The organism is Sporolactobacillus caesalpiniae, assembly GCF_040513385.1.
GTDB lineage: Bacteria > Bacillota > Bacilli > Bacillales > Sporolactobacillaceae > Sporolactobacillus.
In genome coordinates this window covers 409,051-433,896 of record NZ_JBEVCB010000002.1, presented here as the reverse complement: position 1 = coordinate 433,896, position 24,846 = coordinate 409,051, and the positions used below count along the sequence as shown (strand labels likewise).

Below are 24,846 nucleotides of genomic sequence, written 5' to 3'. Positions count from 1 at the left end.
TATATAAGAAGAAAGAGAACATAATGGTTATCCTCATTGGTTGTTAGGGAGAGTTGCAAAGAGTTCGAAAGATAATCGTTTTGTGGACCCATTGTCATGTTGAGACAAAAAAACAGCCCTTCGATCTTCAACGAACATCGAAAGACTGAGCTATTAATCATTTATAGGTGTGCAGGTACTCATTGACTTGTTTCTATCGTAGTGTATCGATTGAACCAGCTAATGATCTCGTGCAGTCGGGTCAGACGATTTTGCGGTCGCCCGCTTCTCGAAAGCTCGTGGTTTTCCCCTTTGATTCGCACAAAGCGTGTTGTGACACCAAGTCGGCGCAGTGCAACGTACCATTGCTCCGCTTGTTCGATTGGACAGCGATGATCCTGCTCGCTGTGAATGATACAAATAGGCGTGTTGACTTTATTCGCGTTACGAATCGGTGAGAAACTCATCAGCAGATCTTCATCGCTCCATAAGTCGGCACCGTTAAAGTAACGAGTGAGAAAATAATAGCCGATATCGCTTGTACCAAAGAAGTTATACAGGTTGCAGATTGATCTCTGTGTTACTGCCGCACGAAATCGATTAGTGGTTCCGACAATCGTATTGGTCATAAAGCCGCCATAGCTGCCGCCGGTGACATACTGGCGATCACGATCGCACTTAGGAAAATGATCCAACACATAGTCTAGTCCTTTAATAATGTCTATCTTGTCTTTTCTGCCCCAGTCGCCGTAACATCCGGCACAGAATTCGGCGCCATAACCGCGGCTGCCGCGAGGATTCGTGTACACAACAGCGTATCCTTGCGCCGCGAGACATTGAAATTCATGATTAAACGAGTCACCGTAAGCAGCTGCGGGGCCACCGTGAATCTCTAATACCACTGGAACTTTGTCCGTGGTTGGGAAGGAATCCGGAGGCATGAGCAGCCATCCGTCGATTTTCCATCCATCGGCACCTTTGTATGTAAAAGAAATTGGCTCACTCACATCTAATTGCTCAAAAAGTTGCTGATTATGATTGCTGATTTGTCGAACGGTGTCGCCATTTCCCAGGAAATAGAGATCTCCCGTTGAAAGCGGTGTTGAAATAATGGCGGCAATCGTTCCATTTTTCATCGAGAAGGAAGTCATCACATGTTTTTCCTTCATGAACACTGCTGCGTATTCTCCTCGCAGATTCACCGATTTTAATCCGCTAATGGGTCCGTCTTGGACAAGGTAGGTCAACGATTGGCCATCCTTAGCCCAGGCGAGAAGCTGATGACCAGCATCAAAACGAACATCGGTGCCGATAAAATTGCCGAGTGATAAGTGTTCGTTCTTTGTAAGATTCCTTGCCGTGCCACCAGTGGATGGAATGAGCAAAATCGTTATGTTTTCCGGAGTACATTCCCCATCTTCATTTCCAGCCAATGCGATCGTTTTTCCATCCGGGGAAATTTGAATGTCATAAATAGTACCTTTTGCTTCATAAATGCGTGTTATCGTGCGTTCAGAAAGATCAAAAGCGTAAAGGTCAAGAAGATAATCACTTTGGTCCGGATCAGCCTTGCCCATACAGAAATACAATCTGTTGCCTTCAGGTGCGAAGACTGGAAGTTCCGCGTCACAGTTGGGATCTGAGATCAGTTCTCTATACTTGTCCTCAATTGAGAAAAGATAAAGCGCTGATGTTCCATCAACAAATCCTTGGCCGTTTTGTAAGTATCTGAGTCTGGTGATGACGGTGACATCTGAGTTGTCACTTTTCTTTTCATCTTTCAAAACGGATTGGCAGACGATTTGTTTTCCGTTTGGGCTAAGCGCAAAGCTTTGCACCCCATTTTCAAACTTGGTTACTCGCTCGGACTCACCGCCGAACAGAGAGATTCGCCATACCTGATCCGTTCCCGTACGATTTGAAAGATAGTAGACATAGGTACTGTCGGCGGAAAAACATGGGCTATGATGCTTTACCAGCGTATTTTCCGTGTAATTATACGTCAGTGGTTTCGGCGAACCTTCGCCATCCGTCCAATAGAGGGAGGATGTATAGCCGTTTTGTTTAAGATCAGTTTTGGTCACGACATAAACTGCTTTTGTGCCATCTTGAGAGAGTGCCGGAGACCCGGCAAAAGTAAAAGCTGTTAAATCATCACTAGTAATCAGCCGCTTGTTCAAGTTGATGTCCCCCTTTGATCTAGTTATAGGTGATTATAACAGAATGTTGCCTTTTCTTGTGCGATTGTCCACGTAAAAAAACGTCACCCTGAAAACCAGGATGACGTAAAGAATGGTAAAATTAAATTTTTTATTTAGGAAATTGCTGTTGGGCATACTGAGTGAATTGCTGCAGCGTTTGCTGAATCTTTTGTGGTTCTTCTGATTCCAGCTTATACCAACCTTTATTGAACATCAGGTTGAATAAATCGCGCTGATGGTCGGCGGTCTGATCGAATACTGTTTTTGTATCCTGATAAAGCGCTTGATGACTTGCTTCTTGAAGCGCATGAACATACGATGTGCACAGATATTTTTCAGTGAGGAGCACATCATTTAAATAATCACGATCGTTCATTTGCGGTGTCTTAGGAACTTGCGTTTCCGTGTTCTGAATCTGCATCGATTGAACCGGTTGTTTTTCCATCATCACGACATACCTCCTGCCATTGCTGTCGCTTGAGCATGTTTGCCCAAGTGATTGAGAATGCTCTGATAATGACGTATATGGAGCTGACATGTTCGGTTCATCGCCTGAATCACATCTTGATCTTGACACATCGCCGCATAAGCGTGTGCCTTTTTGATAATCTCAAGGTTCCAAGACAGCATGTCTTCAATGTACAGAAAGTCTTTAGTGGATAAAATCGCTGGTGGTTGAGCGAAATTCATTGAAGCCTGACCGCCCTGCTGCTGCATATTCATGTGTTCTTCACACTCCTGTTTTTTTATGGTGACGGTGCTCCTTTTTATTATGTCCGGACATTCAAAAAAAATTTTGCTCAACCAAGGTATGTCCCTTTGTATGGTGCATAGAGATGGGTATAATAAAATGGGATGATTGATGTTGAAACGAAGGGATGAAGAACTTGCTGACGATGTATAGTTATCCGCCATGCGGCACTTGCCGAAAAGCAAAAAAGTGGTTGGACGAACACGCAATACCTTATAAGGAAATTAATATTGTCGAGCATCCGCCTACTCGAGATGTGTTGAGACGACTGATTGACCAAAGCGGTGTTCCGACGGACAAATTCTTCAACACGAGCGGTCAACATTATCGTAAAGGCGATTTTAAGAATAAAAAGAAAAATGAGCCGGAAGAGAAATGGTTGGAATGGCTTGCTGCAGATGGTATGCTGATAAAACGGCCAATTGTTTTTGACGAAAAGAAAGCGACGGTCGGTTTTAGTGAAGAGACATTTAGAGAAGAATGGGCAGAGTAATTAGTGAACTCATAAAGTTCAACTGTTTTTTCTTCCAATTTTTACGTTATAATAGAAATATCTTCAAGACGAAAGGCACTATTCAGTACTGAAAACGGAGGCAAAATAATGAGTGTACCTACAGATTTGCTCTACTCGAAAGATCATGAATGGGTTAAGAAAGAAGCGGACGGCAAGGTTCGTATTGGCATCACAGAATTCGCTCAAAAAGAACTTGGAGACATCGTTTTTGTGGAATTGCCAGATGTCGGAGCGGAATTGAATGCCGGCGATTCGTTTGGCAGTGTTGAGTCTGTTAAAACGGTTTCTGAATTATATGCCCCAATTAGCGGCACTGTTTCCGAAATCAACGAAGATTTGGAAGATTCGCCAGAATTTGTTAATGAGTCCCCTTATGAAAAAGCTTGGATGATTGAACTCGATTCAGTTGACGAGGCTGCTTATGATGATTTACTTGATGCGGCAGCCTATGAAAAATTAATCGGATAATAGCGCCAGGCACAAGAAAAATAAGAAGTAGATAAGTCGCTCATCAAACATAACAGCCCTTGTCATCTTTTTGTTACCAGATTGTCGCTTTATTTAGAGCGGGAAGGCATGGTATAAAAGAGACAAGGCTTTTTTATTGACAAATTTCTCTCAAACTCGGACATTAACAAAAGTTTTTGACAATAGTTATTCATTTCATTTGGACATGTTATGTTAAGAAAAAGGTTAATCACAGATTTTGTTCAAGAAACTATTTTTTCTTGATACAGATTCTGAAAGATCAAAGCGAGAGGTGAGAGTTTTGATGAGCGCAAACCAGCTAACATTAAGCGGAGCGTTTAATATTTCGCTTGAAATGAACATTTTTCAGGTACAGCAGGGCGATGAAACCCTTAGAAACTCAATTATTGAATCCTACCAGCCTTTCATTAAAAAGGTTGTTTCTAAAGTATGCAATCGTTTTATCGATCAGACAATGGATGAATTCAGTGTCGGTTTAGTCGCTTTCAACGAAGCGATTAACCAATACCAAAAGGGACAGGGAAGCAAGTTCCTGACTTTTGCGGACATGGTCATTCGCCGAAGAATCATTGACTTTATTCGTAAAGAATCGCGTCAGATGCGCCACATCTATTTGGATCAGACGAAACCTTCTGGTGAGAACACCATGGAAGAAAGTTTCATCGAGCAGCAGGCGGCCATTGATCATTTTGAGGAACAGCGCCGGATTAATGAGCGCATGGAACAAATAGAGAGCTATCAGTTGCTTCTCTTGGAATACGGCATAACCTTTGATGTTCTCAGCAAGCACTGTCCAAAGCACGCGGACGCGCGTGAGAACGCAAAAGTATCAGCAAAACGTTTAGTTGAACGTAAGGAATTAGTGAGCTATTTAAAGAAAAAAAAGCAGTTGCCGATAAAAGATTTGTTACAATTTGTGTCGTGTAGCCGCAAAACGATCGAAAGGAATCGAAAGTATATAATAGCATTGTCGCTGATCTACATCGGCGGATTCAGTGCACTAAAGTCATATATTGAACCGGAATTAGAAACGGTTTAATGACAGAGAAAGGGAGGGGAGAAAACTGATTAATCAGGGTGTACTCGTGTCCAAAAAGGGGCGGCGCGCGATCATTCTGACCAACGAAGGCGACTTTAAGTCGGTCAGGCTCAGACGTACGGCGAATCTCTCCATTGGACAGACGGTATTTTCAGAACACCTTGCCCAATTTTATCTTCTTCCCAGATCGTTTCTGACACCAATCATTGCACTGGGGTTTTCGGTCCTTTGCTTTATTCCGTTATCGAATAGCACATACGCGCCTTCTGGTCCTGTTGCTGCTTACGTTTATATTGATTTAAAAGCGAGTATAGAGGCGAGCGTTGATCGTAATATGCATGTAATTTCTGTTCAACCGCTAAACAATGAGGCTAAACAGATTATCAGTGAGACATCTGTTTTTCAAAATATGACCTTCTCAGACCTCAGCTCTGCGTTGCTTTCGAAGCTTGGAGATGAGCGGATTACGGATAAACGCTCACTTTGCCTGATTACAACTGTACTTACTGACCAAATCAGTCGTAAGCAACAAACCGAATTTACCCAGGGGTTGATCGCTGCCTTCAACAGTGGAGCCAAACAGCTGCTTCAGGTGAACGGCAGCGGTGTTGAATGGTTGCGTACATCGGTTGAACGAAAGAGGGCTGCCGAAATGCGCGGGCTGTCTGCGGGAAAATATCTGCTCTATTTGCGGGCTAATGCATACGGAAAAACGCTCTCTCTTGAAGATGCGAGACGGCTCTCCGCGGAGAAAATGCTAGAAGTATCGGAATCCGTTTCTTTGCCATGGAACGCTTTATTAAAAGAATCAGCAGGTCAAATGAAATCTCAGTTTCATAGTGACCAGGCGTCGTTCAATGGGAGACAGGCTCAACCGCTATTTCGAGATCCATTTCAAAGCGTTGAACCGATACAGAGTAGACGAGACAGCAGTTATCATTATTGGAACAGCCGCGTGGCAGGCTATGCATGAGACCGGATTAAAAGATCCAAGCAGACGGAGATCTGTTTGGATCTTTTTTAGCAAGTAAAGAAAGTTTATCGTTTTGCCTTGCCGGTACGACGATAAGGTCATAAGATTCGGATGGACGATTAGGTAAGCCGCCCAATCTAAGAAATAAACGGAATAATTCCGCTTACTTAGAAAATGAATGAAAAAATAGCTTAAATAGACGGAAAAATTCCGCTTATCGGATCGAAAAACGTGAAAATAGAGGGTTTTTCCGTACATAAGCGGAAAAATTACCCTTATTTACCTGTAAAACAAGCACCATGATGCAAATAGCCGGAAAATCTCCGCTTATTTTATTCCGGCCGCGATATCGAATTAAGGACCCAAATGATTTATTAGAAAACTTGGCTTTGCCAAGCCTCTGGCGAAGGCGAAGACTTAGTTTGCATGTTTTGAAAACCCTAGGCTATGCCTAGGGTTCCGGAGAGCTTCAAGCGATGTATCAAAAAAAGCCTCACCTCGTGTTAAGATAAATTTCGGTTCGCCAACCAAATTTATCAGCCAAAGGGAGACTTTTTAATGCCATCTGATGTAAATAGTTTAGCACATACAAAATGGAATTGTAAGTATCATATAGTTTTTGCACCAAAGTACCGAAGACAAATTATCTATGGAAAGCTTAAAAAAGATATAGGCATGATTTTAAGACAGTTAAGTGAGCGAAAAGGTGTAGAAATTATCGAAGCCCAAGCCTGTAAAGATCACATACACATGATGGTCAGTATACCGCCGAAGATAAGCGTTGCAGCTTTTATCGGCTATCTCAAAGGAAAAAGCAGTTTAATGATCTTTGATCGACATGCGAACTTGAAATACCGATATGGAAATCGAAAATTTTGGTGCAGGGGATACTATGTGGATACAGTAGGAAGAAATAAGAAAGTGATTGCAGAATACATTCGCAACCAGATACAAGAGGATGTAGTCGCAGAGCAATTAAGCATGTTTGAACATATTGATCCGTTTACTGGAGAAGAGGTCAAACGCAAAAAAAAGAAAAAATAGAAGTCCCCCTTTTAGGGGTGCCGGGGAAGTAGTGCGGTTGGCGGACGCCTCGGTGCCCTTTTAAGGGCTGGCCAGTAACAAAGGCTTTCAGCCGCAGAGCAAACCACCCGTTCACACGGGTGGTTTTGATTGCGACGGCCATGGACGGCCTAGTGTCCGATGAGCCGCAGGACGCGGCGTTTTTTCGGACCGCTTACACTCGTTTCCTTTAAATGTTTTCTTATACTTTCCTACCAGTGTGAACTAGAACTGTTTGTTCAAGACAAGCTTGATGATTCAAAACCGCATTTAGCGAAAGCCACCGCATCATGCGGAAGTAAGGACCGGGCTGTGCCCGGTTTTTCATACACAAAAAAAGGTTTGACATTGTTGTCATAGGATGGTAAGTTATTATCACTCAATCGAATAGAAGAAACTCTTATCCAGAGTGGCGGAGGGACTGGCCCGATGATGCCCGGCAACCTGATTGTAGTCGTTACAATCAAGGTGCTAATTCCTTCAGAAACGTATGTTTCTTACAGATGAGAGAGGTGAATCCCTCCTCTCTCAAGGTGGGCTTTTTTATTGAGTAAAATTAAGAATGAGGAGGATGAGTGTAAAAAACTTAAAAGAGAACATTAATCCGATTAGAAATATCGGAAAAAATGATTATCGCTTCTCGGATTTTTTTGAAAGTGGTGACAGATTTGATTCAATTAAGCAATATCAAGAAAACGTTCCAAACAGAACATGGTGCAGTCCATGCACTGTCCGATGTTAACCTTGAAATTAAAGAGGGGGAAATATTCGGTATTATCGGCTACAGCGGTGCTGGAAAGAGTACGTTGATACGACTAATCAACCTGCTGGAAAAACCGACATCGGGAACGATCATGATCGAGGGAAGACATCTGACTGACTTTAACGAGCGTCAGCTGCGTGAAGAGCGGAGAACGATCGGTATGATTTTCCAACACTTTAATTTACTGTGGTCGAGAACGGTGGCTCAGAATATTGCGTTTCCCTTAGAATTAACAAAAATGAAGAAGAAACAAAGGGATGAACGTATTGCCGAGCTTATTCAAATGGTTGGGCTCGAAGGAAAGGAATCCGCGTACCCGGCTGAACTAAGCGGGGGTCAAAAACAAAGGGTCGGTATTGCCCGCGCGTTAGCCAATAATCCAAAGGTTCTTCTCTGTGATGAGGCGACCTCGGCACTAGATCCTAAAACGACAGATTCAATTCTCTCACTTCTGTCGAAGATCAACAAGACACTCGGTCTCACCATCATCTTGATCACTCATGAAATGGCTGTGATACGAAAAATTTGTGATCGAGTTGCCGTGCTTGATAAAGGGAGAATTGTTGAGGAAGGAAGCGTCGATGATGTATTCGCGCAGCCACTACAAACCATTACTCAAGAATTTGTCGGTATTCATCAGAACCCGGAACGCGCTGATTCTTCTGAGAAAATCATTCTCTCACTCTCTGCTGCGAAGAAATCACTTCTGCAGAAAAAACTATCACAGTTGCTTGGCAATAAATTTCTTTCAGTTAACGTACTCGGCCGGCAGTCCGAGCAGGAGAGTCAAGCAGATAAGACGCTCGTTTCGATTCAAGGATCGTCCGAGACGATTCGCTCGGTCGTTAATGATCTTCGCTCGGACCGCGTAACAATCGAGGTGTTCGAGAGCAAATGAGTGAATGGATACAAAATGTTGATTGGCCAAGTATGTGGCTGTCAACCGGTCAAACCCTTTATATGACGATTATTTCCGGATTTTTCACCTTTTTTCTTGGGATTATCTTGGGACTGTTGCTTTATTTAACAGCGAAAGACGGACTGCTCGAAAACGCTACGGTTTATGGTCTGATCGCGGCTTTCGTCAATGTCTTTCGTTCCATTCCATTCATTATCTTAATCATCCTACTAATCCCGCTTACGATGATCATTATCGGGACCATGATCGGAGCGAGTGCGGCATTGCCATCAATTATTATTGGCGCAGCACCGTTTTATGCGAGGCTGGTTGAGATCGGATTAAGAGAAGTGGACAAGGGAGTGATTGAAGCAGCTCAAGCAATGGGCGCAACGAAGTGGCAAATTGTCTGGAAAGTACTTCTTCCTGAAGCAATTCCTGCCCTAACTTCCGGGATGACGGTCACATTGATCGCACTGATCGGCAACACGGCAATGGCCGGTGTCGTCGGCGCGGGCGGACTGGGTACGATTGCGTATAATGAAGGCTTTCAAGCGAATAATAACACGATTACACTCGTTGCAACTGTCATTATTCTAGTGATTGTCTTTATCATTCAATATGTCGGCGATCTTATTACTCGCCGTGTTGACAAGAGATAGACGGTATAAAAGCCGAAACATAATACAAATGATGGCAATAAAAATCAAACAAACAAAACTTGGGGGAGTTAAAATGAAAAAATCGATCATACTTGTGGTAGTTCTTGCTTTTACTCTAATTTTGACCGCATGCGGACAATCAACAGGAAAGTCAGAGAAAAATCAAACACTTACTGTTGGCGCGTCGGCAGTGCCTCACGCTGAAATACTAAAGAAAGCAGCACCTTTGCTTAAAAAGAAAGGCATTACCTTGAAGGTAAAAGTCTTCCAAGACTATGTGCTGCCAAACAAAGCACTTGCATCAAAACAATTGGATGCAAATTATTTTCAACATATTCCCTACCTTAATCTCTATAATAAGCAAAACAAGACGGATTTGGTTAATGCCGGCAAAATTCATATCGAACCATTTGGCATTTATTCAAAGAAATTCAAGAGTGTTGATGCGGTAAAAGATGGAGCAACGGTACAGATCAGCAATAACAAGTCGGAACAAGGCCGAATTTTGCTGCTCCTACAGTCAAAAGGATTATTGAAAATTAAATCCGGTATTGATCCAATTTCTGCTACACTCGCTCAGAAAAACGGAAAATATACGGATTTTGATAATATTAAACATCTGAAATTCTTGCAGCCGATCGATCCGGCCATTCTGCCAAAAGCCTATGTGAACAGCGCGGCAGACTTGTATGCGATTAATACAAACTTTGCCCTTCAAGCGAAGCTTCAGCCAAAGAAAGATGCGTTGATTCTTGAAGGAGCATCTTCTCCGTATGCGAACATTATCGCTGTACGAAAAGGCGATCAAAATAAGAAAGCAATTAAGGAATTAGTGAGCGTGCTCCACTCAAAAGAAATTCAAACATTTATTAACGAAAAGTATAAAGGTGCCGTCCTTCCTGTCTCTGAATGATAAAATTCAGAACTAATGAAAATCGCTCAGCAGAAATTGCTTGAGCGATTTTTGTTTGAAAAGACCTAAATGATTCGCTTGGTTGGCCAAACGTATCGAAATAATGCACGATATCCACGCATTTTTTATCTGTTTTTCTATTATGATTCGTATAATTAGCGGTATAATACGGATACATACTTTTATCATAGTAATAAGCGTATCCTTTTGGTTGCTATCTATTTACATCTGATATAAGATGATAATGAGAATAGATTGAGAACGGATTTCAATCCGCAAATAGACTTTTTTTACTGGAGGTTTTGAGATGACTGTACCAGAATTGAAAATAAACGACCTTCACGTTTCGGTTGAAGGCAAGTCCATTGTCAAGGGCTTTGATCTTGATATGAAAGGCGGAGAGATTCATGCCTTAATGGGACCAAACGGAACCGGAAAATCAACGGTCGCATCTGCGCTTATGGGACATCCTAAATATGAAGTCACTTCAGGACAAGCGTTTCTAGGCAACGAGAATCTGCTTGATATGGCGGTCGATGAACGCGCGCGTGCAGGCATGTTTCTTGCAATGCAGTATCCAAGTGAGGTGAGCGGGGTCAGCAATGCCGACTTTTTGAGAACGGCTATCAATGGCAGACGCGGTGAAGGAAATGAGATCCCATTGATGAAATTCATTAAAACTCTGGATAAGAAGATGCAGATGCTGGAAATGGATCAATCGTTTGCGGAACGTTATGTAAACGAAGGCTTCTCCGGCGGTGAGAAAAAGCGTAACGAAATTCTTCAATTAATGATGCTCGAACCGAAATTCGCAATTCTTGATGAAATTGATTCCGGTTTGGATATCGACGCTCTGAAATGGGTGGCTAAGGGCGTCAACTCGATGCGTTCGGAAAACTTCGGCTGCTTGATTATTACTCACTACCAACGACTCCTGAACTATATTAAACCAGATAAAGTCCACATTATGATGCAGGGCCGTATCGTGAAGACCGGTGGACCGGAACTTGCGTTGCAGCTTGAAAAAGAAGGCTATGACGGAATGAAAGCCGAACTTGGCATCACTGATGATGAAACGGTTGAAGCCTAATAATCGAGATCGTAAGGAGGGGTGACGATGTCCATGCAGCTGAAAAATCTTCCGTTCGACGCGGAAGCCGTAACAAAATATGCTGAAAATCGAAACGAAGCGAAATGGTTCTCAAATATACGTTTGAAGGGTTTAACTCTGGCCGAAGAGTTGCCGCTTCCAAAGCCTGAGAAGACCCGAATCGCAGACTGGAATTTCACAAACTTTAACTATCAAACCGAAAGCACTGCCTCTCGTCAATTGAGCGAGCTTCCAAGTGCGGTGCGTGGGCTGATGAAAAAAGGTGAAGAAGCAGGTAATGTGCTTATCCATGTAAATAGTTCCGCGGTTTATCACCATCTGTCAAAGGAGCTTAGTGATCAAGGAGTTATTTATACTGACCTTGCAACTGCGATTCGCGATCACAGCGATTTGCTTGCGAACTATTATTTTAAGACGACACCAATTGAGAAACATCAATTGACGGCAGTAAATGCGGCCCTTGTAAATGGTGGTTCTTTCCTTTATGTTCCAAAGAATGTTGTGATTTCAGAACCGATTCAGGCGGTTTACTATCAAGATGCTCCGTCTGTCGGCCTTGTTGCACATACGATTGTTGTTGCGGAGCAGAGCAGTTCGGTTACTTTTGTGGAGAGCTATTTGTCTGATGACTCTGCTAGTGACGGGGTAGCTAATATCGTCAACGAAGTTGTCGTTGGCGAGAATGCCCAAGTGAAATTTGGCGCTGTTGACGAATTTTCGGATCAGTTTGTTACTTATGTAAGCAGGCAAGCCGAAGTTGCCAAGGACGGGCGTATTCAATGGGCACTTGGGCAGATGAATGATGGGAATACGCTGTCGGAAAATGCGACAAATCTTGAAGGCGATGGAGCTGCCGCAGATATTAAAGCGGTAAGCATCGGAAGCGGATCGCAGAAACAGAATTTTGACAATTATGTGCGCCATGTGGGCAAGGCGACAAAGAGTCAACTGCTTGTTCGTGCAGCGCAAAAAGACGCATCGAACTCAATCTTTAACGCGCGTACAAAAATTGAGCATGGCGCGTCGGGTGCCGATGGTGAGCAGACACAGCGTGTTCTGATGCTTAGCGACGAAGCACGCGGCGATGCGAACCCGATTCTGCTTATCGATGAATATGACGTCATCGCGGGACATGCGGCATCTGTGGGCCGTGTCGATCCGGATCAGCTGTATTACTTAATGAGCCGCGGGATCAAACAGGAGACGGCAGAAAAACTGATTGTCGAGGGATTTCTTGCACCAATCGTTGATCTGCTTCCTATTGAAGGCGTCCGCGTGCAGCTGGCAACCTTAATTGAAAGGAAAGTTGGCTAATGGATATAACATCAATTCGTCGCGACTTTCCGATCTTGAATCAACAAGTCAATGGGCACCAACTTGTTTATTTAGACAATTCGGCGACATCGCAGAAACCGTCATCTGTTATTCAGACAATGGTTGACTACTATGAACACTATAATTCCAATGTCCATCGCGGTGTGCATACGTTGGGCACGATCGCGACGGATCGCTACGAAGAGGCGCGTGAGAAAATCCGCAGCTTTATCAATGCGAAGAGCGAGAAGGAAATTATTTATACAATGGGTACGACTCAGAGCCTTAATCTCATTGCTTATGGATATGGATTGGCACGTCTCAGTGAAGGAGACGAGATTGTTATCACACCAATGGAGCATCATGCCAACCTGATTCCATGGCAGCAAGTCGCCCAAAAGACAGGCGCTGTTCTTCGCTATTTTCCAATGGAAGAAGACGGTACGTTAGATCTTAATAAGGTAAGAGAAACTGTTACAGATCGCGTGAAAATTGTATCGGTTACAGAAGTGTCCAATGTGCTCGGCACCGTCAATCCGGTGAAAGAGATTGCGGCAATCGCTCATGCGCATGGCGCGATCATGGTTGTGGACGGTGCGCAGAGCACGCCGCATATGACTGTAGACGTTCAAGATATGGATGCCGATTTCTTCGCCTTTTCCGGCCATAAGATGCTTGGTCCAACAGGTATCGGAGTGCTCTATGGCAAACAAGCCCTGCTTGAAGCGATGGAGCCGATTGAAACCGGCGGCGAAATGATTGATGAAGTAGGATTCCAAAGTGCGACTTGGGCGGAACTGCCTTGGAAGCTCGAAGCGGGTACACCGCATATTGCCGGAGCAATAGGTCTCGGCGCGGCTATTGACTATTTACAAAATGTCGGTATGGATGCAATTCAGAACTATGAGGAAAAGTTAACCGGGCGCGCATATGACTTGCTCTCGGAAATTGACGGAGTCACCTTATATGGTCCGCACAAACGCTCGGGTCTCGTCTCTTTTAATATCGACGGCGTGCATCCGCATGATGTGTCGACCGCTCTGGATTCAGAGGGAATTGCAGTACGAGCGGGTCACCACTGCGCGCAGCCGCTGATGAGCTGCTTAAAATGCGAATCCACTGTTCGCGCAAGTTTCTATTTCTACAATTCTGAGGATGAGATTGAAGCTTTGGCCAAAGGAATTAAAGAAACGAAGGAGTTCTTCGGACATGTTGTTTAATAATCTTGACCAGCTGTACCGTTCGGTCATCATGGATCATTACAAAAAACCGCGAAACCGAGGCGCGCTTGAAGGAGATCACTGCGTGACCGTAACGATGAACAATCCTTCATGCGGCGACAAGATTCAGGTGTCACTTGAAATAGAAAATAATAAAGTTGTTGACGTGAAATATTTGGGGTCCGGATGTGCCATCAGCCAATCCTCCGCTTCAATGATGACTGAGGCGATTAAAGGCTTGGAAGTCGATCAAATTCATCAGCTTACTTTTGACTTTTCAGAGATGGTTCAAGGTCATGAGCACAATGACGACTTGGAGCTTGGTGACGCTGAAGCACTTCACGGCGTCTCACAATATCCTGCTCGGATCAAATGTGCGACCTTGGCATGGAAAGCTGTTGAAAAAGCACTTCGTGAGGCTGATCCAGAAAAAAGCCCACAATAATCAACAATTTTGTGAATTGTGATAAACTTATTTTAAGAAATGATTACTTACGACTGACGAATGTACCAGCACTCACCTGTGATAAATAGCGAAACGGATAATCTCGACCGAGCATGTTAAGAAAAAGGAGGAATGCCGCAATGGCTACAGAACAGCAGCTGCCTGAAATTGATGAATATAAATATGGGTTCAGCGAAAAAGATGTATCTGTGTTCCGGACAAAACGGGGCTTGACGGAAGATATTGTCCGCGAAATTTCCAAGAAGAAAAATGAACCGGAATGGATGTTGAACTATCGCTTGAAGGGACTGCATCACTTCTATAAACGGCCGATGCCGCAATGGGGAGCCGATCTGAACGGTCTGAATTTTGATGACCTGACTTACTATGTTAAGCCGGTTGAAAACCAAGGCCGTACATGGGATGAAGTGCCAAGTGAAATCAAGGATACGTTTGATAAACTAGGAATTCCGGAGGCAGAGCGCAAATATCTGGCCGGTGTCTCCGCGCAATACGAATCTGAAGTGGTTTACCATAGCATGAAGGAAGAACTTGAAAAAGACGGTGTCATTTTCCTTGATACAGATTCTGCCCTTCAGAAGCATGAAGCCTTGTTTAAACAGTACTTTGGACGAGTGATTTCTTTTGCCGACAATAAATTTTCCGCACTGAACGCGGCATGCTGGTCTGGCGGATCCTTCGTTTATATTCCGAAGGGCGTTGTTTGCAAGACACCGCTTCAGGCTTACTTCCGTATTAACTCAGAGAGTATGGGTCAGTTTGAACGTACACTGATTATCGTTGATCAAGGCGCTTCTGTACATTACGTAGAGGGCTGTACTGCTCCTGTCTATTCGAGCAGCTCGCTGCACAGCGGTATTGTTGAAATTTATGTCTGTAAAGACGCCTATTGCCGCTATACTACAATTCAAAACTGGGCGAACAACGTATACAACCTTGTCACCCAACGTGCAATCTGCGAGGAACACGCAACGATGGAATGGGTGGATGGCAACATCGGCTCCGCTGTTACGATGAAATATCCGTCCGTTGTACTAAAGGGCGAAGGCTCCCGAGGAAGTACACTGACCATCGCGATTGGCGGCAAGGGACAAAATCAGGACTCCGGTTCAAAGATGATCCATTTGGCTCCGAATACATCGTCAACGATTATCTCAAAGTCAATTGCCAAGAACGGCGGGAATGTGACCTATCGCGGTAAAGTTCATTTTGCGCCGAATGCGAAGAATTCCCGTTCCCATATTGAATGTGATACCTTAATTATGGATGATAAATCGACATCGGATACGATTCCTTATAACGAAGTATTGAATAAGGACATTTCAATGGAGCATGAAGCGAAGGTTTCCAAGGTCTCCGAAGAACAGCTCTTCTATCTGATGAGCCGCGGTTTGACCGAACAAGAAGCGACGGAAATGATTGTTATGGGCTTTATTGAACCGTTTACAAAAGAACTTCCAATGGAGTACGCGGTCGAGATGAACCGTCTGATTAAATACAACATGGAAGGATCGATTGGTTAATCCGATCTCAGATCAAAAGAATCACAACAAGCCTTTCAATTCGTCTTTTTGGCGGGTTGAAAGGTTTTGTGTTTTTTACGTAAAAAATATCGGGATTAATTCGTCCTCCCTTGACAGAATTAAAGCAATAGGGAATAAAATAGATATGTTCAGTCTGAACAGTATATGTTTTTACGATTGATCTTTTGTTTACGACTAGGAGGCTTTTGTTTGATACCACTCCATTTTTTACATACAAATGATATCCACAGTCATCTTGACTCATGGGGCTGTCTTGTAAGCTATCTGAACCAGGAACGAAAGCGACTGACTGAAATAGGAGAACCGTTCCTAACCCTTGATCTGGGTGATCATATGGATCGCGTCAACCCGCTTACTGAGGGCTTGCTCGGTACGGGTAATGTGCAATTGCTAAACGACGCGGATTATGATTATGTGACCATTGGCAACAATGAAGGCATTACGTTTACAAAAGAGCAACTCGGCGCGGCATATCTTACACGGCGATTTAAGGTTGTACTCGCTAACCTGTATGATCAGCAAACTGGATTGCGTCCAGAGTGGTGTTCTCCTTATGCGATACAGAAGATGCATGGCGTGAAGGTTGGACTCATTGGGCTTACCGCCTCTTTTCCTCACTTTTACAGTCAATTAGGCTGGGAAATCAAAGATCCTTATACTGAACTAAAAAAAATGGTGCAACAGCTTCGTGGACAGGTTGATGTATTGGTTCTCATGTCGCATGTCGGATTGCCGTTTGATGAACGGGTCGCGCGCGAGATCGCAGGCATTGATGTGATCATCGGCGCACACACGCATCATGTGTTGGAACAGGGAGAGCTTGTCTCAGACACTCTGATTGCTCAGGCTGGAAAATATCTCCGCTATGCTGGCCATGTTGTCGTTGAATACGATGAACAAAACGGCCGGATCCTTCATAAAGGGGCGGATCTCATTACGCTGCGTGAACCGTCCGATCATGCCGCGGACGCGGATGTGAACCATTTGACTGAACGCGGCATTGCTGCTATGCAAGATGTAGTAGCCGTGCTTGATCACAATTTTCCGGTAGACTGGTTTGCGAATTGTGAGCTTACTCAGCTAATGGCCGATGCGCTTCGCCAATGGTGCGACGCGGATATAGGCCTCGTCAACGCGGGCGTTATATTGGGGGATCTGAAGAAAGGTCCGCTTACCCGATATACCGTTCATCGCACATGCCCTCATCCGATCAACCCATGCCGTGTCGAGGTGACGGGAGAAGAAATCATGGAAATGATACAGATCGGTTTGAGAAAAGATTTTCAAACCTACGAGTTAAAAGGATTCGGGTTTCGCGGAAAGTTGCTCGGACGACTCGTTTTCAGCTACCTGACTTATGATACGAGTGCGGAAGGAGTGGTGAATGTTCGAATTGATGGACAGCCGATTGACCCTATGAAACGATATAGCGTGGGTACAATCGACATGTTTACCTTAGGTTCATTTCTTCCTCAGATTGTTAAGGCGCAACACCGTTTTTACTTACCCGAAACCTTACGTGATTTGCTTGCTTGGCGATTAAGCAAATTGAGTGAGTACTAAGGTGAGTCACTTTTCGCCCACCTTCTCCATAAGATAAACGAAGAAGGAGGCTTTAAAATGATTGACGCACAACCTTTTACGATTGACGGTGCTCTCTATCAGGGGATCAGTGTTTCTTTGCCGAAAACAACTCTGCTGGTGATTACGGGGAAAAATGGCTATATCATGTGCGGTGCGCTTGATGTTCAGCTGCTTAATGACAAATTGGCGGATCGGAACGTGCTTGCCGGGAAAGCGGTTGGTGTTCGAACCTTGGATGATTTGCTTCACGCGCCATTGGCAGAAGTCACCGTTGGGGCTGAAAAACTCGGTATCCATGTGGGCACGACCGGCGTGGACGCGTTAAAGAAGATGGGATGATTCCTTTGAACAGACAATCTGGACGATAGATGTTCTGGAAGTAATGCCTTTCCAAAGAAAAAATGACTTAACCCTCCTTCACAGTCATATAAATGATGTGGAGGAGGGTTGTCATGTTTAAGCCGAGCAGACGTTACAGACGAAAGAACATGTCGATCAAGCACACTCTATTTGTATCGCTTATCATTTTTATCCTCTGCATTTCGCTTGCGGTTTGGACCGTTAATGAGAAAATGAAACCTGCAGTGATGAGCATTGCGCTGACTCAGACCGAACAAATTGCGAATTACGCGCTTAATTATGGGATTGGAGAAAATGCGTTAAGCAATGTGAACAAGAAAAATGATCCTAATGAGATGCCGATAATAGATTCATCAAAATTGTTTGTCACGCATTACACGGATGAGAAAAAAATTAGTAGCTTTGAAGTGAATACGACGGAAGTGAATCGCCTCAAAGGGATCATCTCGAATCGGATTTTATGGTTCTTGAGAGCCGCTGAAAAAGGACGGATATCTCTGACGAATGGCCACGATGATGACCTGGTCTATAGCAAACATCATCAAGGTGATGCTCTGATCGCTGACATTCCTATGGGACAAATTTTAAATAACGCGCTTCTCAGTAATTACGGGCCGCGTGTGCCTGTTGAAATGGACGTCGTGAGCAACGTGGAAAGCGACGTTAGAGTGAGCTCCAAAAATGTGGGCATTAATAACCCACTTTTTTTAGTCTATATTGATGTCAAAGTAAAGGTTGACGTGATTGTTCCATTTGAGATTAAGACAAAAACGATCGTTCAGCATATAACGCTTGGCGGCAAAGGAATATCTCCTGGTGTTCCCTATTATTACAGTTCAAATGGCTCGGGCATCTCTACAGCTGTTCCGATTAAAACGCCAAAAGAGAGCGACCGATGAATCTGTCTTGTTTAGTTCTGGTTTGCCTGACGCTCCCATATCCGCAAAGCGGGATAAGGATCCACGGAATATTCTGCCCGTCCGTTATCTCGATAGAGTCCATAATGCAAATGAGGCGGAAATTTTCCCATTGTCCCTTTGGGTCCGTACCCTGAACTGCCGACATAGCCGATCACTTGTCCGGGTTTTGTGATTGCGCCGCCATGCAGACCCGGCGCGTATCCGTTCAGGTGAGCAAAATAATGGTAGTTGCCGTGTAAGTCGCGAATTCCGATTCGCCAGCCCCCGTATTTGTTCCAGCCAATTAGTTCGATAACACCATAAGCGGTTGCTCGGACCGGGGTGCCGTAATCTGCGAAAATATCTGTGCCCTCATGGATTCGGTTGCCGCCCCAGCCGCGTTTCGCGCCCCAGGTCGACGCGTAATCATAATTGTAGTTCAATGGAACCGGAAAGGCGTGTTTCCTTAATTCAGCAGGTTTCGCATGGTCAAAAAGACAGGCAAAATCTTCGATCAAGTCCACTGCTTTACCTCTCTGATAGAAGTGCCAAATGCCTATTCGCGTGTTTTCTTCACCTGGTCCGGCTTGGGCGATCTGTTCGGCGAACGTGAACAGCCGATCTTCGGCGTGATCGAGACTCGCGCGTCCATCACCGTCACCATCTTTACCAATACCGCCAAAAAGCGCAATCGTCTTTGGATTCTGATCATCCAGATCGGGATTCAGAGGCCCGACCCAAATTCGTTTTGAAAACGTAATACTGATTAACGGATCTGTTTTCGAATGACCAGGCATGAGGGCATTAATATTGCGTTCGTATTGGTCGCAACCGGCTAGGATGCTCCAACGAATGCCGGTGAGCGCAGCTGTTTTTAAATATAACGTTTTTCGTTCGTGATCCAATGTATTCGCAGACTCTTCAGCAGATACTGCTGTTGCCGATGTGAAGAATACAATGAAAAAGCAAAGGAGGATTCGAGAATGTATCGACATTTCTAAACAACGATCCTTTCATCAAAAAATTTATGTAAACGATTTAGTTTAAGCCCTTTTCACGAACTCTGCGCGATCTGCTATAATGGGAAGTACGTGGACCACTAACACTTACTTTATAACCTTAAGCAGAGGTCTGAAGCAGGTGTTCTCGTGCAATCTAGAGGGGAGGTAATCCCATTGACTGGTTCGATTGTTACTGTTGAACATCATAAGTTTGAAGTTATTGAAGATGTTCGGAATGGCTGGAACGAGGAAGCTTTTATGAAACGCTACAGCGAAATTCTGAACAAGTTCGATTACATAGTCGGTGACTGGGGTTATGAGCAGCTGAGACTTCGCGGTTTCTATGAGAACCATAACCCTAAGTCAACCTTTGATACGAAAATAGGAACGCTCGTTGATTACATTATTGAATATTGCAGCTTCGGCTGTGCCTATTTTGTGTTGAAGAAAATAGACGGCAAGTGAGGCCATAGTTAAATTAAATGGAGCTCCCTGTCTCATCATCCCAGATCAATGGAAGTCAGTGAAGCTTACTATTAGTTTGCTCAAAAGCAGATAATTAATGAATGAGAACGCAAATTTTTTGCGCAGATGAACGTATATGGAGGTACATAACGGTGGGAACGTACGATGCTTTTTTGTTGGATCTTGATGGAACGGTTTATTGGGGGAAAGAAGAAATACCTGAAGCGGTGACCTTTGTAAAGACATTAAAAGAAAAAGGGTTGCGCTATTTATTCGTGACAAACAATTCAACACGAACAAAAGATGCGGTCGCTGATCAATTGAGCGGATTCGGTATTCCATGTACGCCGGATGATGTTCTGACGACAAGCATTGCTACGGCGAGCTATATCAAATCGCGCAAGCCTAACGCAAAGGTTTTGTATATTGGCGAACAAGGCTTGAAGCAAGCGATGGAGCAAGCGGGTCTTGTTTATGAGGAAGAACATCCGGATTTTGTCGCCTTTGGCATGGATCGGCAAATTACCTACGAGAAATACGAGAAGGCATGCCTTGCCGTCCGTTCAGGCGCAACGTTTGTTTCAACGAATCCGGATGTAGCACTCCCCAATGAACGAGGGCTTGTTCCCGGTAATGGTGCGCTGACCTCAGTCATCAGTGTATCCACAGGTGTAAAGCCGATTTTCATTGGAAAACCGGAGTCGATAATTATTGAACTCGCCCTTAAAAAATTGGGAACGACAAAACAGCGTACTTTAATGATCGGCGATAACTACGACACGGATATTATGGCTGGAATCAATGGCGGTCTCGACACACTTATTGTGCATACAGGTGTTACTTCAGAAGAGGCGTTAAAATCGAAATCAATTCAACCGACTTATTCGCTAAAATCGCTCAGCGAATGGATTTTCTAAAATGCTATGTACTAATACGGTCACGTCTAAATGACGGGCCTCTTTTTTATTTTTAGAAAGAGATGGTCTGGTTATTAAATGAGTGAGTGATCGATAGAATGGATAGAGAATGGCGAAATTCTGACAGGCGATTGGAGGCGAGTGGGATGAATACGCCTGATTGGCGTTCAGTAGCAGCTCAAGATTATGATTTGCATGGGATAGATGGATCACTAAGGCTCTTTTTTCATCCAGTCCGTCAATTCTACCATCAAAACTTAGAACAATTGGCGCAATGGGCAGATTATTTATCGGCTGACAGAGGGTTACCTGTCTGCCGTATGTTACGGAATCATGATGGTCGATATGACACTGAAGTAAATGGTGAATCTTGGGCTTTGATGGTACTTCCGGAATCAAAGAAGCGCGTAGACTATTCTGCGGGGGCGATGCTGGCGGAACTGCATGCGCAGACAACAGGTGTGGATCCAAGAGCATTTCCAGAGACCCCGGAGCGTTCAAGAGCAGGTGACTTCGAGAGTCGTCTTGACGTGTTGGAGCAAAAATACGCTATAAGCCGAACAGAAAGACAGCATTCAGCCTTTGAACAGGAATTTTTGGATAACTTCCCCTATTTTTTAGGCTGCGGGGAGAATGCGATCCAGATGACTGTGGATGAATCCATTAATTTTCCGAATGAGGAACCACTTTGCATCAGCCACTATCGCTTTGCAAACTACGAAAGGTCGGCTATTGAAAATCCCGCCGAATGGGTGGTGGATGACCGATCAAGAGATTTGGCAGAAGGACTTCGCGTACTCGCTTGGCGATGTTCGGGAAGTGATCCCCAACAAGCGGCGGAGCAATTTTTGGATGAATATGAATCACGATTTCCATTGAGTGAACAGGCGATTGGTAAATTGTATAGTAGACTTCTCTACCCACTCGCATTCGTCGAGTGCTGCGAGCGCTATTTCTTTGATTCAAACGCCTCTGATCAGCGTGAACTTGAATTCATTTTACGCAAAGGCGAAGAAAGCGCAGAAGACAATGAACGATTGCTTACCTATATAGCCAACCGCTACAATGGAAGGTTCTATGCCCCGGAATGGCTGACGCGCATCTCATGATAAAAACACCACCCGCAGATCGTGTGGGTGGTGTTTGCTTTCGTCTGTTTTATTTAAAAGACTTGTTCAAGTTCTTTGATTCCGGGAACATTTTCTACGAGCGCCCGTTCAATCCCCGCCTTCAACGTGAGCGTCGAGCTGGGGCAATTGCCGCATGCGCCCAGCAGCCGAACGCGTACGATACCATCCTCGACGTCAAGCAGTTCAACATCTCCACCGTCGCGCAGCAGATAGGGACGAAGCTTATCCAGCACTTCTTCGACTTGATTATACATACACACACTCCTTCACTGTCGCATTTAGGTACATTATATCTTTTTTATAGCCGAAAATCTATTTATATGTTTGATCAAAATCAAGGATAATTCACGCAAAAAAATATTCACGCAACAGTAAATCAGTGACGCCGACGCGTGAATTTGCTATATTAATTAGTAAATTCAATGATTTTTGAGGTGAACAGATTGGAACTTACTGTTTACGGAGCGGAAGCCGTCTGCGCGAGCTGCGTACAGGCACCACCGGCGAAAGCAACTGCGGAATGGCTGCAAGCTGCGCTGGCGCGGAAGTTTGACGGAACGATTGCGATTCGTTACATTGATATTTATAAACCGGAAACAGAAAAAGACCGACAGTATTGCGATAAACTAGTAGCCGACGACTATTTTTATCCATTGGTCGTGTCGGGCGATCAAATACTTGGGGAAGGTTTCATTTCGCTCAAACCCATTGTCCAATTTTGTATCAGCAAAGGGATGCGGCCTCTAGAGGAAGATCGTTAAACGAAAACGATCTACGTGAGTGAACCTAAATCGATGTTTACTGAAGGTTATATCTAATACATGGGAGAGGTTGCTTATGCTTGATTTTCATCACAGCTGGCCATATGAACGGGTGGCAAATGATCTTTATTTTGAAGAATGTCCATTCTGCCACGAATCACCTGTATTGCTTTCGATAAAAAAAGAAGCGGTTGAAGGCGCTTTTGAAGGGATTAAAGCACATCTTGTGATGCCCTGCTGCCATGAGAAAATCGTGATCGAAACTATGGATCAAGATTACATCTGGGCAACTCAAGCGTTGCGTTAACATGTGACTAACTAATTGAGCGGCACGCGCAGAACTGGAGCGATTACTTTGGAACAGAAAATTTCATTTACGAAAATGCATGGACTTGGAAATTGTTATATCTATCTGGACGGAATCACACGGGATTTGTCATCTATTGAATCTTTTCCCGCATTGTCACATCAGGTGTCCGATCCATATAAAGGAATTGGATCGGATGGTCTAATCCTCATCCTGCCTTCAGAAAAGGCGGATGTGCGCATGCGAATCTTTAATAAAGACGGCTCAGAAGCGATGAACTGCGGGAATGGACTTCGCTGTGTGGCGAAGTACGCCTATGAGCATCAACTTGTTGATTCACAGCAGTTTGCGATTGAAACATTATCCGGCAATAAGCAGGCGACGGTACACCTTCAGGAAGGGATCGTTGAGGAGGTTACGGTTGATATGGGTGAACCGATTCTTGAACGCGCACAGATCCCTGTCGCAGGACCTTTAGGCGGACAGCAGGTCATTCGCGAAAAGTTGACCGTTGATGGTGAGGATTATGCATTTACAGCCGTATCCATGGGAAATCCGCATGCTTTGTTTTTTGTGGATGCTATTGCTGAGGCACCAATCCATAAATTAGGCGCGCTGCTCGCCGATACATATCCGTTGTTTCCCAATGGAGTGAATGTTGGCTTTGTTGAAAAGTTATCCGATCAAGAAGTAAATTATCGCGTGTGGGAGCGCGGATCAGGGATCACTCAAGCATGTGGTACCGGCGCTTGTGCATCTGTTGTTGCGTCGATACTGGAAAAACGCGTCGCAAAGGATGTACCGGTAACAGTACATCTTGAAGGCGGCGATTTAACCATTGAGTGGCAGTCGGAAAGTAATCATGTGCTGATGACCGGGGAAGCGAAAACAATTTGCGATGGTGTTTACTTTCAACGATGAAAAGGTGTTTGATTGTGATTGAGGTCACAACAGGATATAATGATACTAAATCATAAAAGGAGCTGAATGAAATGAATATTACGTTGACCGATGCGGCTAGCTTTCGTGTCAAGGAAATGATTGAAAGCGAACCTGGAGAAAATCTATTCCTCCGTGTTGGTGTCGGTGGTGGCGGGTGCTCCGGACTGACATACGGTATGGGATTTGATGATAAGATGATTGATGGCGATCAAGCGTTTGAAGGTCAAGGCTTTAAAGTGGTTGTCGACCAGAACAGTGCGCCAATGCTTGACGGAGTGACCATTGATTTCAAACAAAATCTAGATGGCGGCGGATTTACGATTGATAATCCGAACGCGATCTCATCCTGCGGCTGCGGACACTCATTTAAGACTGCCGACAATGAAGGACAGCCTGCAAAACAGTGTGACTGTTAATTCGATAGAAGTCACGTATAAATTGAAGCTGTTCAGAAGAAAATAATAGTAATGGGCTACCAACCGTATTCAATTAGTTCAATAGGTACGGTGAAAGCTCGTGGTTGTCTTTTCAAGCGCCTTTTAGTGAGATCACTATAAGACGCTTTTTCTTTTGATGATGGA

Annotated in this window: 28 protein-coding genes and 1 riboswitch; of the genes, 23 read left to right on the top strand and 5 right to left on the bottom strand. The window is 44.3% G+C overall.

The features are described from left to right. Window positions 1-179: 179 nt before the first annotated feature. The 3 genes from ABWW58_RS05505 to ABWW58_RS05495 all read right to left on the bottom strand — a co-directional run bounded on the left by ABWW58_RS05505 (window position 180) and on the right by ABWW58_RS05495 (window position 2,903). A complete protein-coding gene (locus tag ABWW58_RS05505) occupies window positions 180-2,159 on the bottom strand; it encodes a S9 family peptidase (protein ID WP_353868195.1) in 1,980 nt (659 codons plus the stop codon). A 130-nt stretch (window positions 2,160-2,289) separates the two neighbouring features. Further along, on the bottom strand, window positions 2,290-2,625 hold the full coding sequence (locus ABWW58_RS05500; protein WP_093674649.1) for a spore coat protein: 336 nt from the start codon (window positions 2,623-2,625) through the stop codon (window positions 2,290-2,292). A 2-nt stretch (window positions 2,626-2,627) separates the two neighbouring features. Then, window positions 2,628-2,903 (bottom strand): hypothetical protein, encoded by a 276-nt coding sequence (locus tag ABWW58_RS05495; RefSeq protein ID WP_353868194.1) that lies wholly within the window; start codon window positions 2,901-2,903, stop codon window positions 2,628-2,630. A 155-nt stretch (window positions 2,904-3,058) separates the two neighbouring features. Between ABWW58_RS05495 and ABWW58_RS05490 the strand changes: the two genes are divergently transcribed. The 16 genes from ABWW58_RS05490 to yunB all read left to right on the top strand — a co-directional run bounded on the left by ABWW58_RS05490 (window position 3,059) and on the right by yunB (window position 18,742). Further along, entirely contained in the window at window positions 3,059-3,424 is a 366-nt protein-coding gene (locus ABWW58_RS05490; protein ID WP_353868193.1) for a Spx/MgsR family RNA polymerase-binding regulatory protein, read from the top strand. A gap of 108 nt (window positions 3,425-3,532) precedes the next feature. Next, window positions 3,533-3,913 (top strand): glycine cleavage system protein GcvH, encoded by a 381-nt coding sequence (gcvH, locus tag ABWW58_RS05485; protein WP_353868192.1) that lies wholly within the window; start codon window positions 3,533-3,535, stop codon window positions 3,911-3,913. 304 nt (window positions 3,914-4,217) lie between these two features. After that, window positions 4,218-4,973 (top strand): RNA polymerase sigma-I factor, encoded by a 756-nt coding sequence (gene sigI / locus ABWW58_RS05480; protein ID WP_353868191.1) that lies wholly within the window; start codon window positions 4,218-4,220, stop codon window positions 4,971-4,973. 25 nt (window positions 4,974-4,998) lie between these two features. After that, window positions 4,999-5,946, top strand: a complete 948-nt coding sequence (locus tag ABWW58_RS05475; protein WP_445783415.1) for an anti-sigma factor domain-containing protein — start codon at window positions 4,999-5,001, stop codon at window positions 5,944-5,946. 558 nt (window positions 5,947-6,504) lie between these two features. Continuing rightward, window positions 6,505-6,990 carry an IS200/IS605 family transposase gene (tnpA, locus tag ABWW58_RS05470; protein ID WP_353867745.1) on the top strand — a complete coding sequence of 162 codons (486 nt, stop codon included), beginning with the start codon at window positions 6,505-6,507 and terminating at the stop codon, window positions 6,988-6,990. A 415-nt stretch (window positions 6,991-7,405) separates the two neighbouring features. Next, window positions 7,406-7,518: riboswitch (SAM riboswitch) on the top strand. Window positions 7,519-7,676: 158 nt separating this feature from the next. Further along, complete coding sequence (locus tag ABWW58_RS05465; RefSeq protein ID WP_353868189.1) at window positions 7,677-8,669, top strand: methionine ABC transporter ATP-binding protein; 993 nt, start codon at window positions 7,677-7,679, stop codon at window positions 8,667-8,669. Further along, complete coding sequence (locus ABWW58_RS05460; RefSeq protein WP_353868188.1) at window positions 8,666-9,331, top strand: methionine ABC transporter permease; 666 nt, start codon at window positions 8,666-8,668, stop codon at window positions 9,329-9,331. The genes ABWW58_RS05465 and ABWW58_RS05460 overlap by 4 nt, the downstream gene beginning before the upstream one ends. A gap of 73 nt (window positions 9,332-9,404) precedes the next feature. Further along, window positions 9,405-10,244: a MetQ/NlpA family ABC transporter substrate-binding protein gene (locus ABWW58_RS05455; protein ID WP_353868187.1), complete on the top strand. Its 840-nt coding sequence runs from the start codon at window positions 9,405-9,407 to the stop codon at window positions 10,242-10,244. A gap of 307 nt (window positions 10,245-10,551) precedes the next feature. Then, window positions 10,552-11,334 (top strand): Fe-S cluster assembly ATPase SufC, encoded by a 783-nt coding sequence (gene sufC, locus ABWW58_RS05450; RefSeq protein ID WP_093674629.1) that lies wholly within the window; start codon window positions 10,552-10,554, stop codon window positions 11,332-11,334. Between the two features lie 27 nt (window positions 11,335-11,361). Beyond that, window positions 11,362-12,669, top strand: a complete 1,308-nt coding sequence (gene sufD, locus ABWW58_RS05445; protein WP_353868186.1) for a Fe-S cluster assembly protein SufD — start codon at window positions 11,362-11,364, stop codon at window positions 12,667-12,669. Continuing rightward, the gene (locus tag ABWW58_RS05440; protein WP_353868185.1) at window positions 12,669-13,889 is read left to right on the top strand and encodes a cysteine desulfurase; all 1,221 of its coding nucleotides are present in this window, start codon (window positions 12,669-12,671) and stop codon (window positions 13,887-13,889) included. Before sufD ends, ABWW58_RS05440 begins: the two co-directional genes overlap by 1 nt. Beyond that, the gene (gene sufU, locus ABWW58_RS05435; RefSeq protein WP_353868184.1) at window positions 13,879-14,334 is read left to right on the top strand and encodes a Fe-S cluster assembly sulfur transfer protein SufU; all 456 of its coding nucleotides are present in this window, start codon (window positions 13,879-13,881) and stop codon (window positions 14,332-14,334) included. The genes ABWW58_RS05440 and sufU overlap by 11 nt, the downstream gene beginning before the upstream one ends. Window positions 14,335-14,474: 140 nt before the next feature. Next, window positions 14,475-15,878, top strand: a complete 1,404-nt coding sequence (gene sufB, locus ABWW58_RS05430; protein WP_093674633.1) for a Fe-S cluster assembly protein SufB — start codon at window positions 14,475-14,477, stop codon at window positions 15,876-15,878. A gap of 210 nt (window positions 15,879-16,088) precedes the next feature. Beyond that, window positions 16,089-17,462 carry a bifunctional metallophosphatase/5'-nucleotidase gene (locus ABWW58_RS05425; RefSeq protein ID WP_353868183.1) on the top strand — a complete coding sequence of 458 codons (1,374 nt, stop codon included), beginning with the start codon at window positions 16,089-16,091 and terminating at the stop codon, window positions 17,460-17,462. A gap of 57 nt (window positions 17,463-17,519) precedes the next feature. Continuing rightward, window positions 17,520-17,822 carry a YunC family protein gene (locus tag ABWW58_RS05420; protein ID WP_353868182.1) on the top strand — a complete coding sequence of 101 codons (303 nt, stop codon included), beginning with the start codon at window positions 17,520-17,522 and terminating at the stop codon, window positions 17,820-17,822. Window positions 17,823-17,935: 113 nt separating this feature from the next. Next, complete coding sequence (gene yunB, locus ABWW58_RS05415; RefSeq protein ID WP_353868181.1) at window positions 17,936-18,742, top strand: sporulation protein YunB; 807 nt, start codon at window positions 17,936-17,938, stop codon at window positions 18,740-18,742. Window positions 18,743-18,753: 11 nt separating this feature from the next. Here yunB and ABWW58_RS05410 read toward each other — a convergent pair whose 3' ends face one another. Further along, a complete protein-coding gene (locus ABWW58_RS05410; RefSeq protein WP_353868180.1) occupies window positions 18,754-19,737 on the bottom strand; it encodes a M23 family metallopeptidase in 984 nt (327 codons plus the stop codon). Between the two features lie 180 nt (window positions 19,738-19,917). On the opposite strand from ABWW58_RS05410, the gene ABWW58_RS05405 reads away from it, so the two are divergent. The 3 genes from ABWW58_RS05405 to ABWW58_RS05395 all read left to right on the top strand — a co-directional run bounded on the left by ABWW58_RS05405 (window position 19,918) and on the right by ABWW58_RS05395 (window position 22,234). Further along, complete coding sequence (locus tag ABWW58_RS05405; protein WP_245734325.1) at window positions 19,918-20,208, top strand: YutD family protein; 291 nt, start codon at window positions 19,918-19,920, stop codon at window positions 20,206-20,208. A 152-nt stretch (window positions 20,209-20,360) separates the two neighbouring features. Continuing rightward, on the top strand, window positions 20,361-21,125 hold the full coding sequence (nucF, locus tag ABWW58_RS05400; protein ID WP_353868179.1) for a 5' nucleotidase NucF: 765 nt from the start codon (window positions 20,361-20,363) through the stop codon (window positions 21,123-21,125). A 146-nt stretch (window positions 21,126-21,271) separates the two neighbouring features. Further along, window positions 21,272-22,234 (top strand): YutH/CotS family kinase-like spore coat protein, encoded by a 963-nt coding sequence (locus tag ABWW58_RS05395; protein ID WP_353868178.1) that lies wholly within the window; start codon window positions 21,272-21,274, stop codon window positions 22,232-22,234. Between the two features lie 53 nt (window positions 22,235-22,287). Here the strand turns inward: ABWW58_RS05395 and ABWW58_RS05390 are convergent, their stop codons facing one another. Further along, window positions 22,288-22,509 (bottom strand): NifU family protein, encoded by a 222-nt coding sequence (locus ABWW58_RS05390; RefSeq protein ID WP_353868177.1) that lies wholly within the window; start codon window positions 22,507-22,509, stop codon window positions 22,288-22,290. Between the two features lie 189 nt (window positions 22,510-22,698). Here ABWW58_RS05390 and ABWW58_RS05385 point away from each other — a divergent pair, with 189 nt between their 5' ends. The 4 genes from ABWW58_RS05385 to ABWW58_RS05370 all read left to right on the top strand — a co-directional run bounded on the left by ABWW58_RS05385 (window position 22,699) and on the right by ABWW58_RS05370 (window position 24,681). After that, complete coding sequence (locus ABWW58_RS05385) at window positions 22,699-23,016, top strand: DUF1462 family protein (protein ID WP_353868176.1); 318 nt, start codon at window positions 22,699-22,701, stop codon at window positions 23,014-23,016. Window positions 23,017-23,092: 76 nt separating this feature from the next. After that, window positions 23,093-23,323 carry a hypothetical protein gene (locus tag ABWW58_RS05380; RefSeq protein WP_353868175.1) on the top strand — a complete coding sequence of 77 codons (231 nt, stop codon included), beginning with the start codon at window positions 23,093-23,095 and terminating at the stop codon, window positions 23,321-23,323. 48 nt (window positions 23,324-23,371) lie between these two features. Then, a complete protein-coding gene (dapF, locus tag ABWW58_RS05375; RefSeq protein WP_353868174.1) occupies window positions 23,372-24,244 on the top strand; it encodes a diaminopimelate epimerase in 873 nt (290 codons plus the stop codon). 71 nt (window positions 24,245-24,315) lie between these two features. Beyond that, window positions 24,316-24,681 carry a HesB/IscA family protein gene (locus tag ABWW58_RS05370; RefSeq protein WP_353868173.1) on the top strand — a complete coding sequence of 122 codons (366 nt, stop codon included), beginning with the start codon at window positions 24,316-24,318 and terminating at the stop codon, window positions 24,679-24,681. The last annotated feature ends 165 nt before the right edge of the window (window positions 24,682-24,846 follow it).

Coding starts and splice junctions, on each gene's coding strand:
- ABWW58_RS05500 (WP_093674649.1), bottom strand. CDS start 2,625: ATGGAAAAACAACCGGTTCAATCGATGCAGATTCAGAACACGGAAACG.
- ABWW58_RS05495 (WP_353868194.1), bottom strand. CDS start 2,903: ATGAATATGCAGCAGCAGGGCGGTCAGGCTTCAATGAATTTCGCTCAA.
- ABWW58_RS05490 (WP_353868193.1), top strand. CDS start 3,059: ATGAAGAACTTGCTGACGATGTATAGTTATCCGCCATGCGGCACTTGC.
- gcvH (WP_353868192.1), top strand. CDS start 3,533: ATGAGTGTACCTACAGATTTGCTCTACTCGAAAGATCATGAATGGGTT.
- sigI (WP_353868191.1), top strand. CDS start 4,218: ATGAGCGCAAACCAGCTAACATTAAGCGGAGCGTTTAATATTTCGCTT.
- tnpA (WP_353867745.1), top strand. CDS start 6,505: ATGCCATCTGATGTAAATAGTTTAGCACATACAAAATGGAATTGTAAG.
- ABWW58_RS05460 (WP_353868188.1), top strand. CDS start 8,666: ATGAGTGAATGGATACAAAATGTTGATTGGCCAAGTATGTGGCTGTCA.
- ABWW58_RS05455 (WP_353868187.1), top strand. CDS start 9,405: ATGAAAAAATCGATCATACTTGTGGTAGTTCTTGCTTTTACTCTAATT.
- sufC (WP_093674629.1), top strand. CDS start 10,552: ATGACTGTACCAGAATTGAAAATAAACGACCTTCACGTTTCGGTTGAA.
- sufD (WP_353868186.1), top strand. CDS start 11,362: ATGTCCATGCAGCTGAAAAATCTTCCGTTCGACGCGGAAGCCGTAACA.
- ABWW58_RS05440 (WP_353868185.1), top strand. CDS start 12,669: ATGGATATAACATCAATTCGTCGCGACTTTCCGATCTTGAATCAACAA.
- sufU (WP_353868184.1), top strand. CDS start 13,879: ATGTTGTTTAATAATCTTGACCAGCTGTACCGTTCGGTCATCATGGAT.
- sufB (WP_093674633.1), top strand. CDS start 14,475: ATGGCTACAGAACAGCAGCTGCCTGAAATTGATGAATATAAATATGGG.
- ABWW58_RS05420 (WP_353868182.1), top strand. CDS start 17,520: ATGATTGACGCACAACCTTTTACGATTGACGGTGCTCTCTATCAGGGG.
- yunB (WP_353868181.1), top strand. CDS start 17,936: ATGTTTAAGCCGAGCAGACGTTACAGACGAAAGAACATGTCGATCAAG.
- ABWW58_RS05410 (WP_353868180.1), bottom strand. CDS start 19,737: ATGTCGATACATTCTCGAATCCTCCTTTGCTTTTTCATTGTATTCTTC.
- ABWW58_RS05395 (WP_353868178.1), top strand. CDS start 21,272: ATGAATACGCCTGATTGGCGTTCAGTAGCAGCTCAAGATTATGATTTG.
- ABWW58_RS05390 (WP_353868177.1), bottom strand. CDS start 22,509: ATGTATAATCAAGTCGAAGAAGTGCTGGATAAGCTTCGTCCCTATCTG.
- ABWW58_RS05380 (WP_353868175.1), top strand. CDS start 23,093: ATGCTTGATTTTCATCACAGCTGGCCATATGAACGGGTGGCAAATGAT.
- ABWW58_RS05370 (WP_353868173.1), top strand. CDS start 24,316: ATGAATATTACGTTGACCGATGCGGCTAGCTTTCGTGTCAAGGAAATG.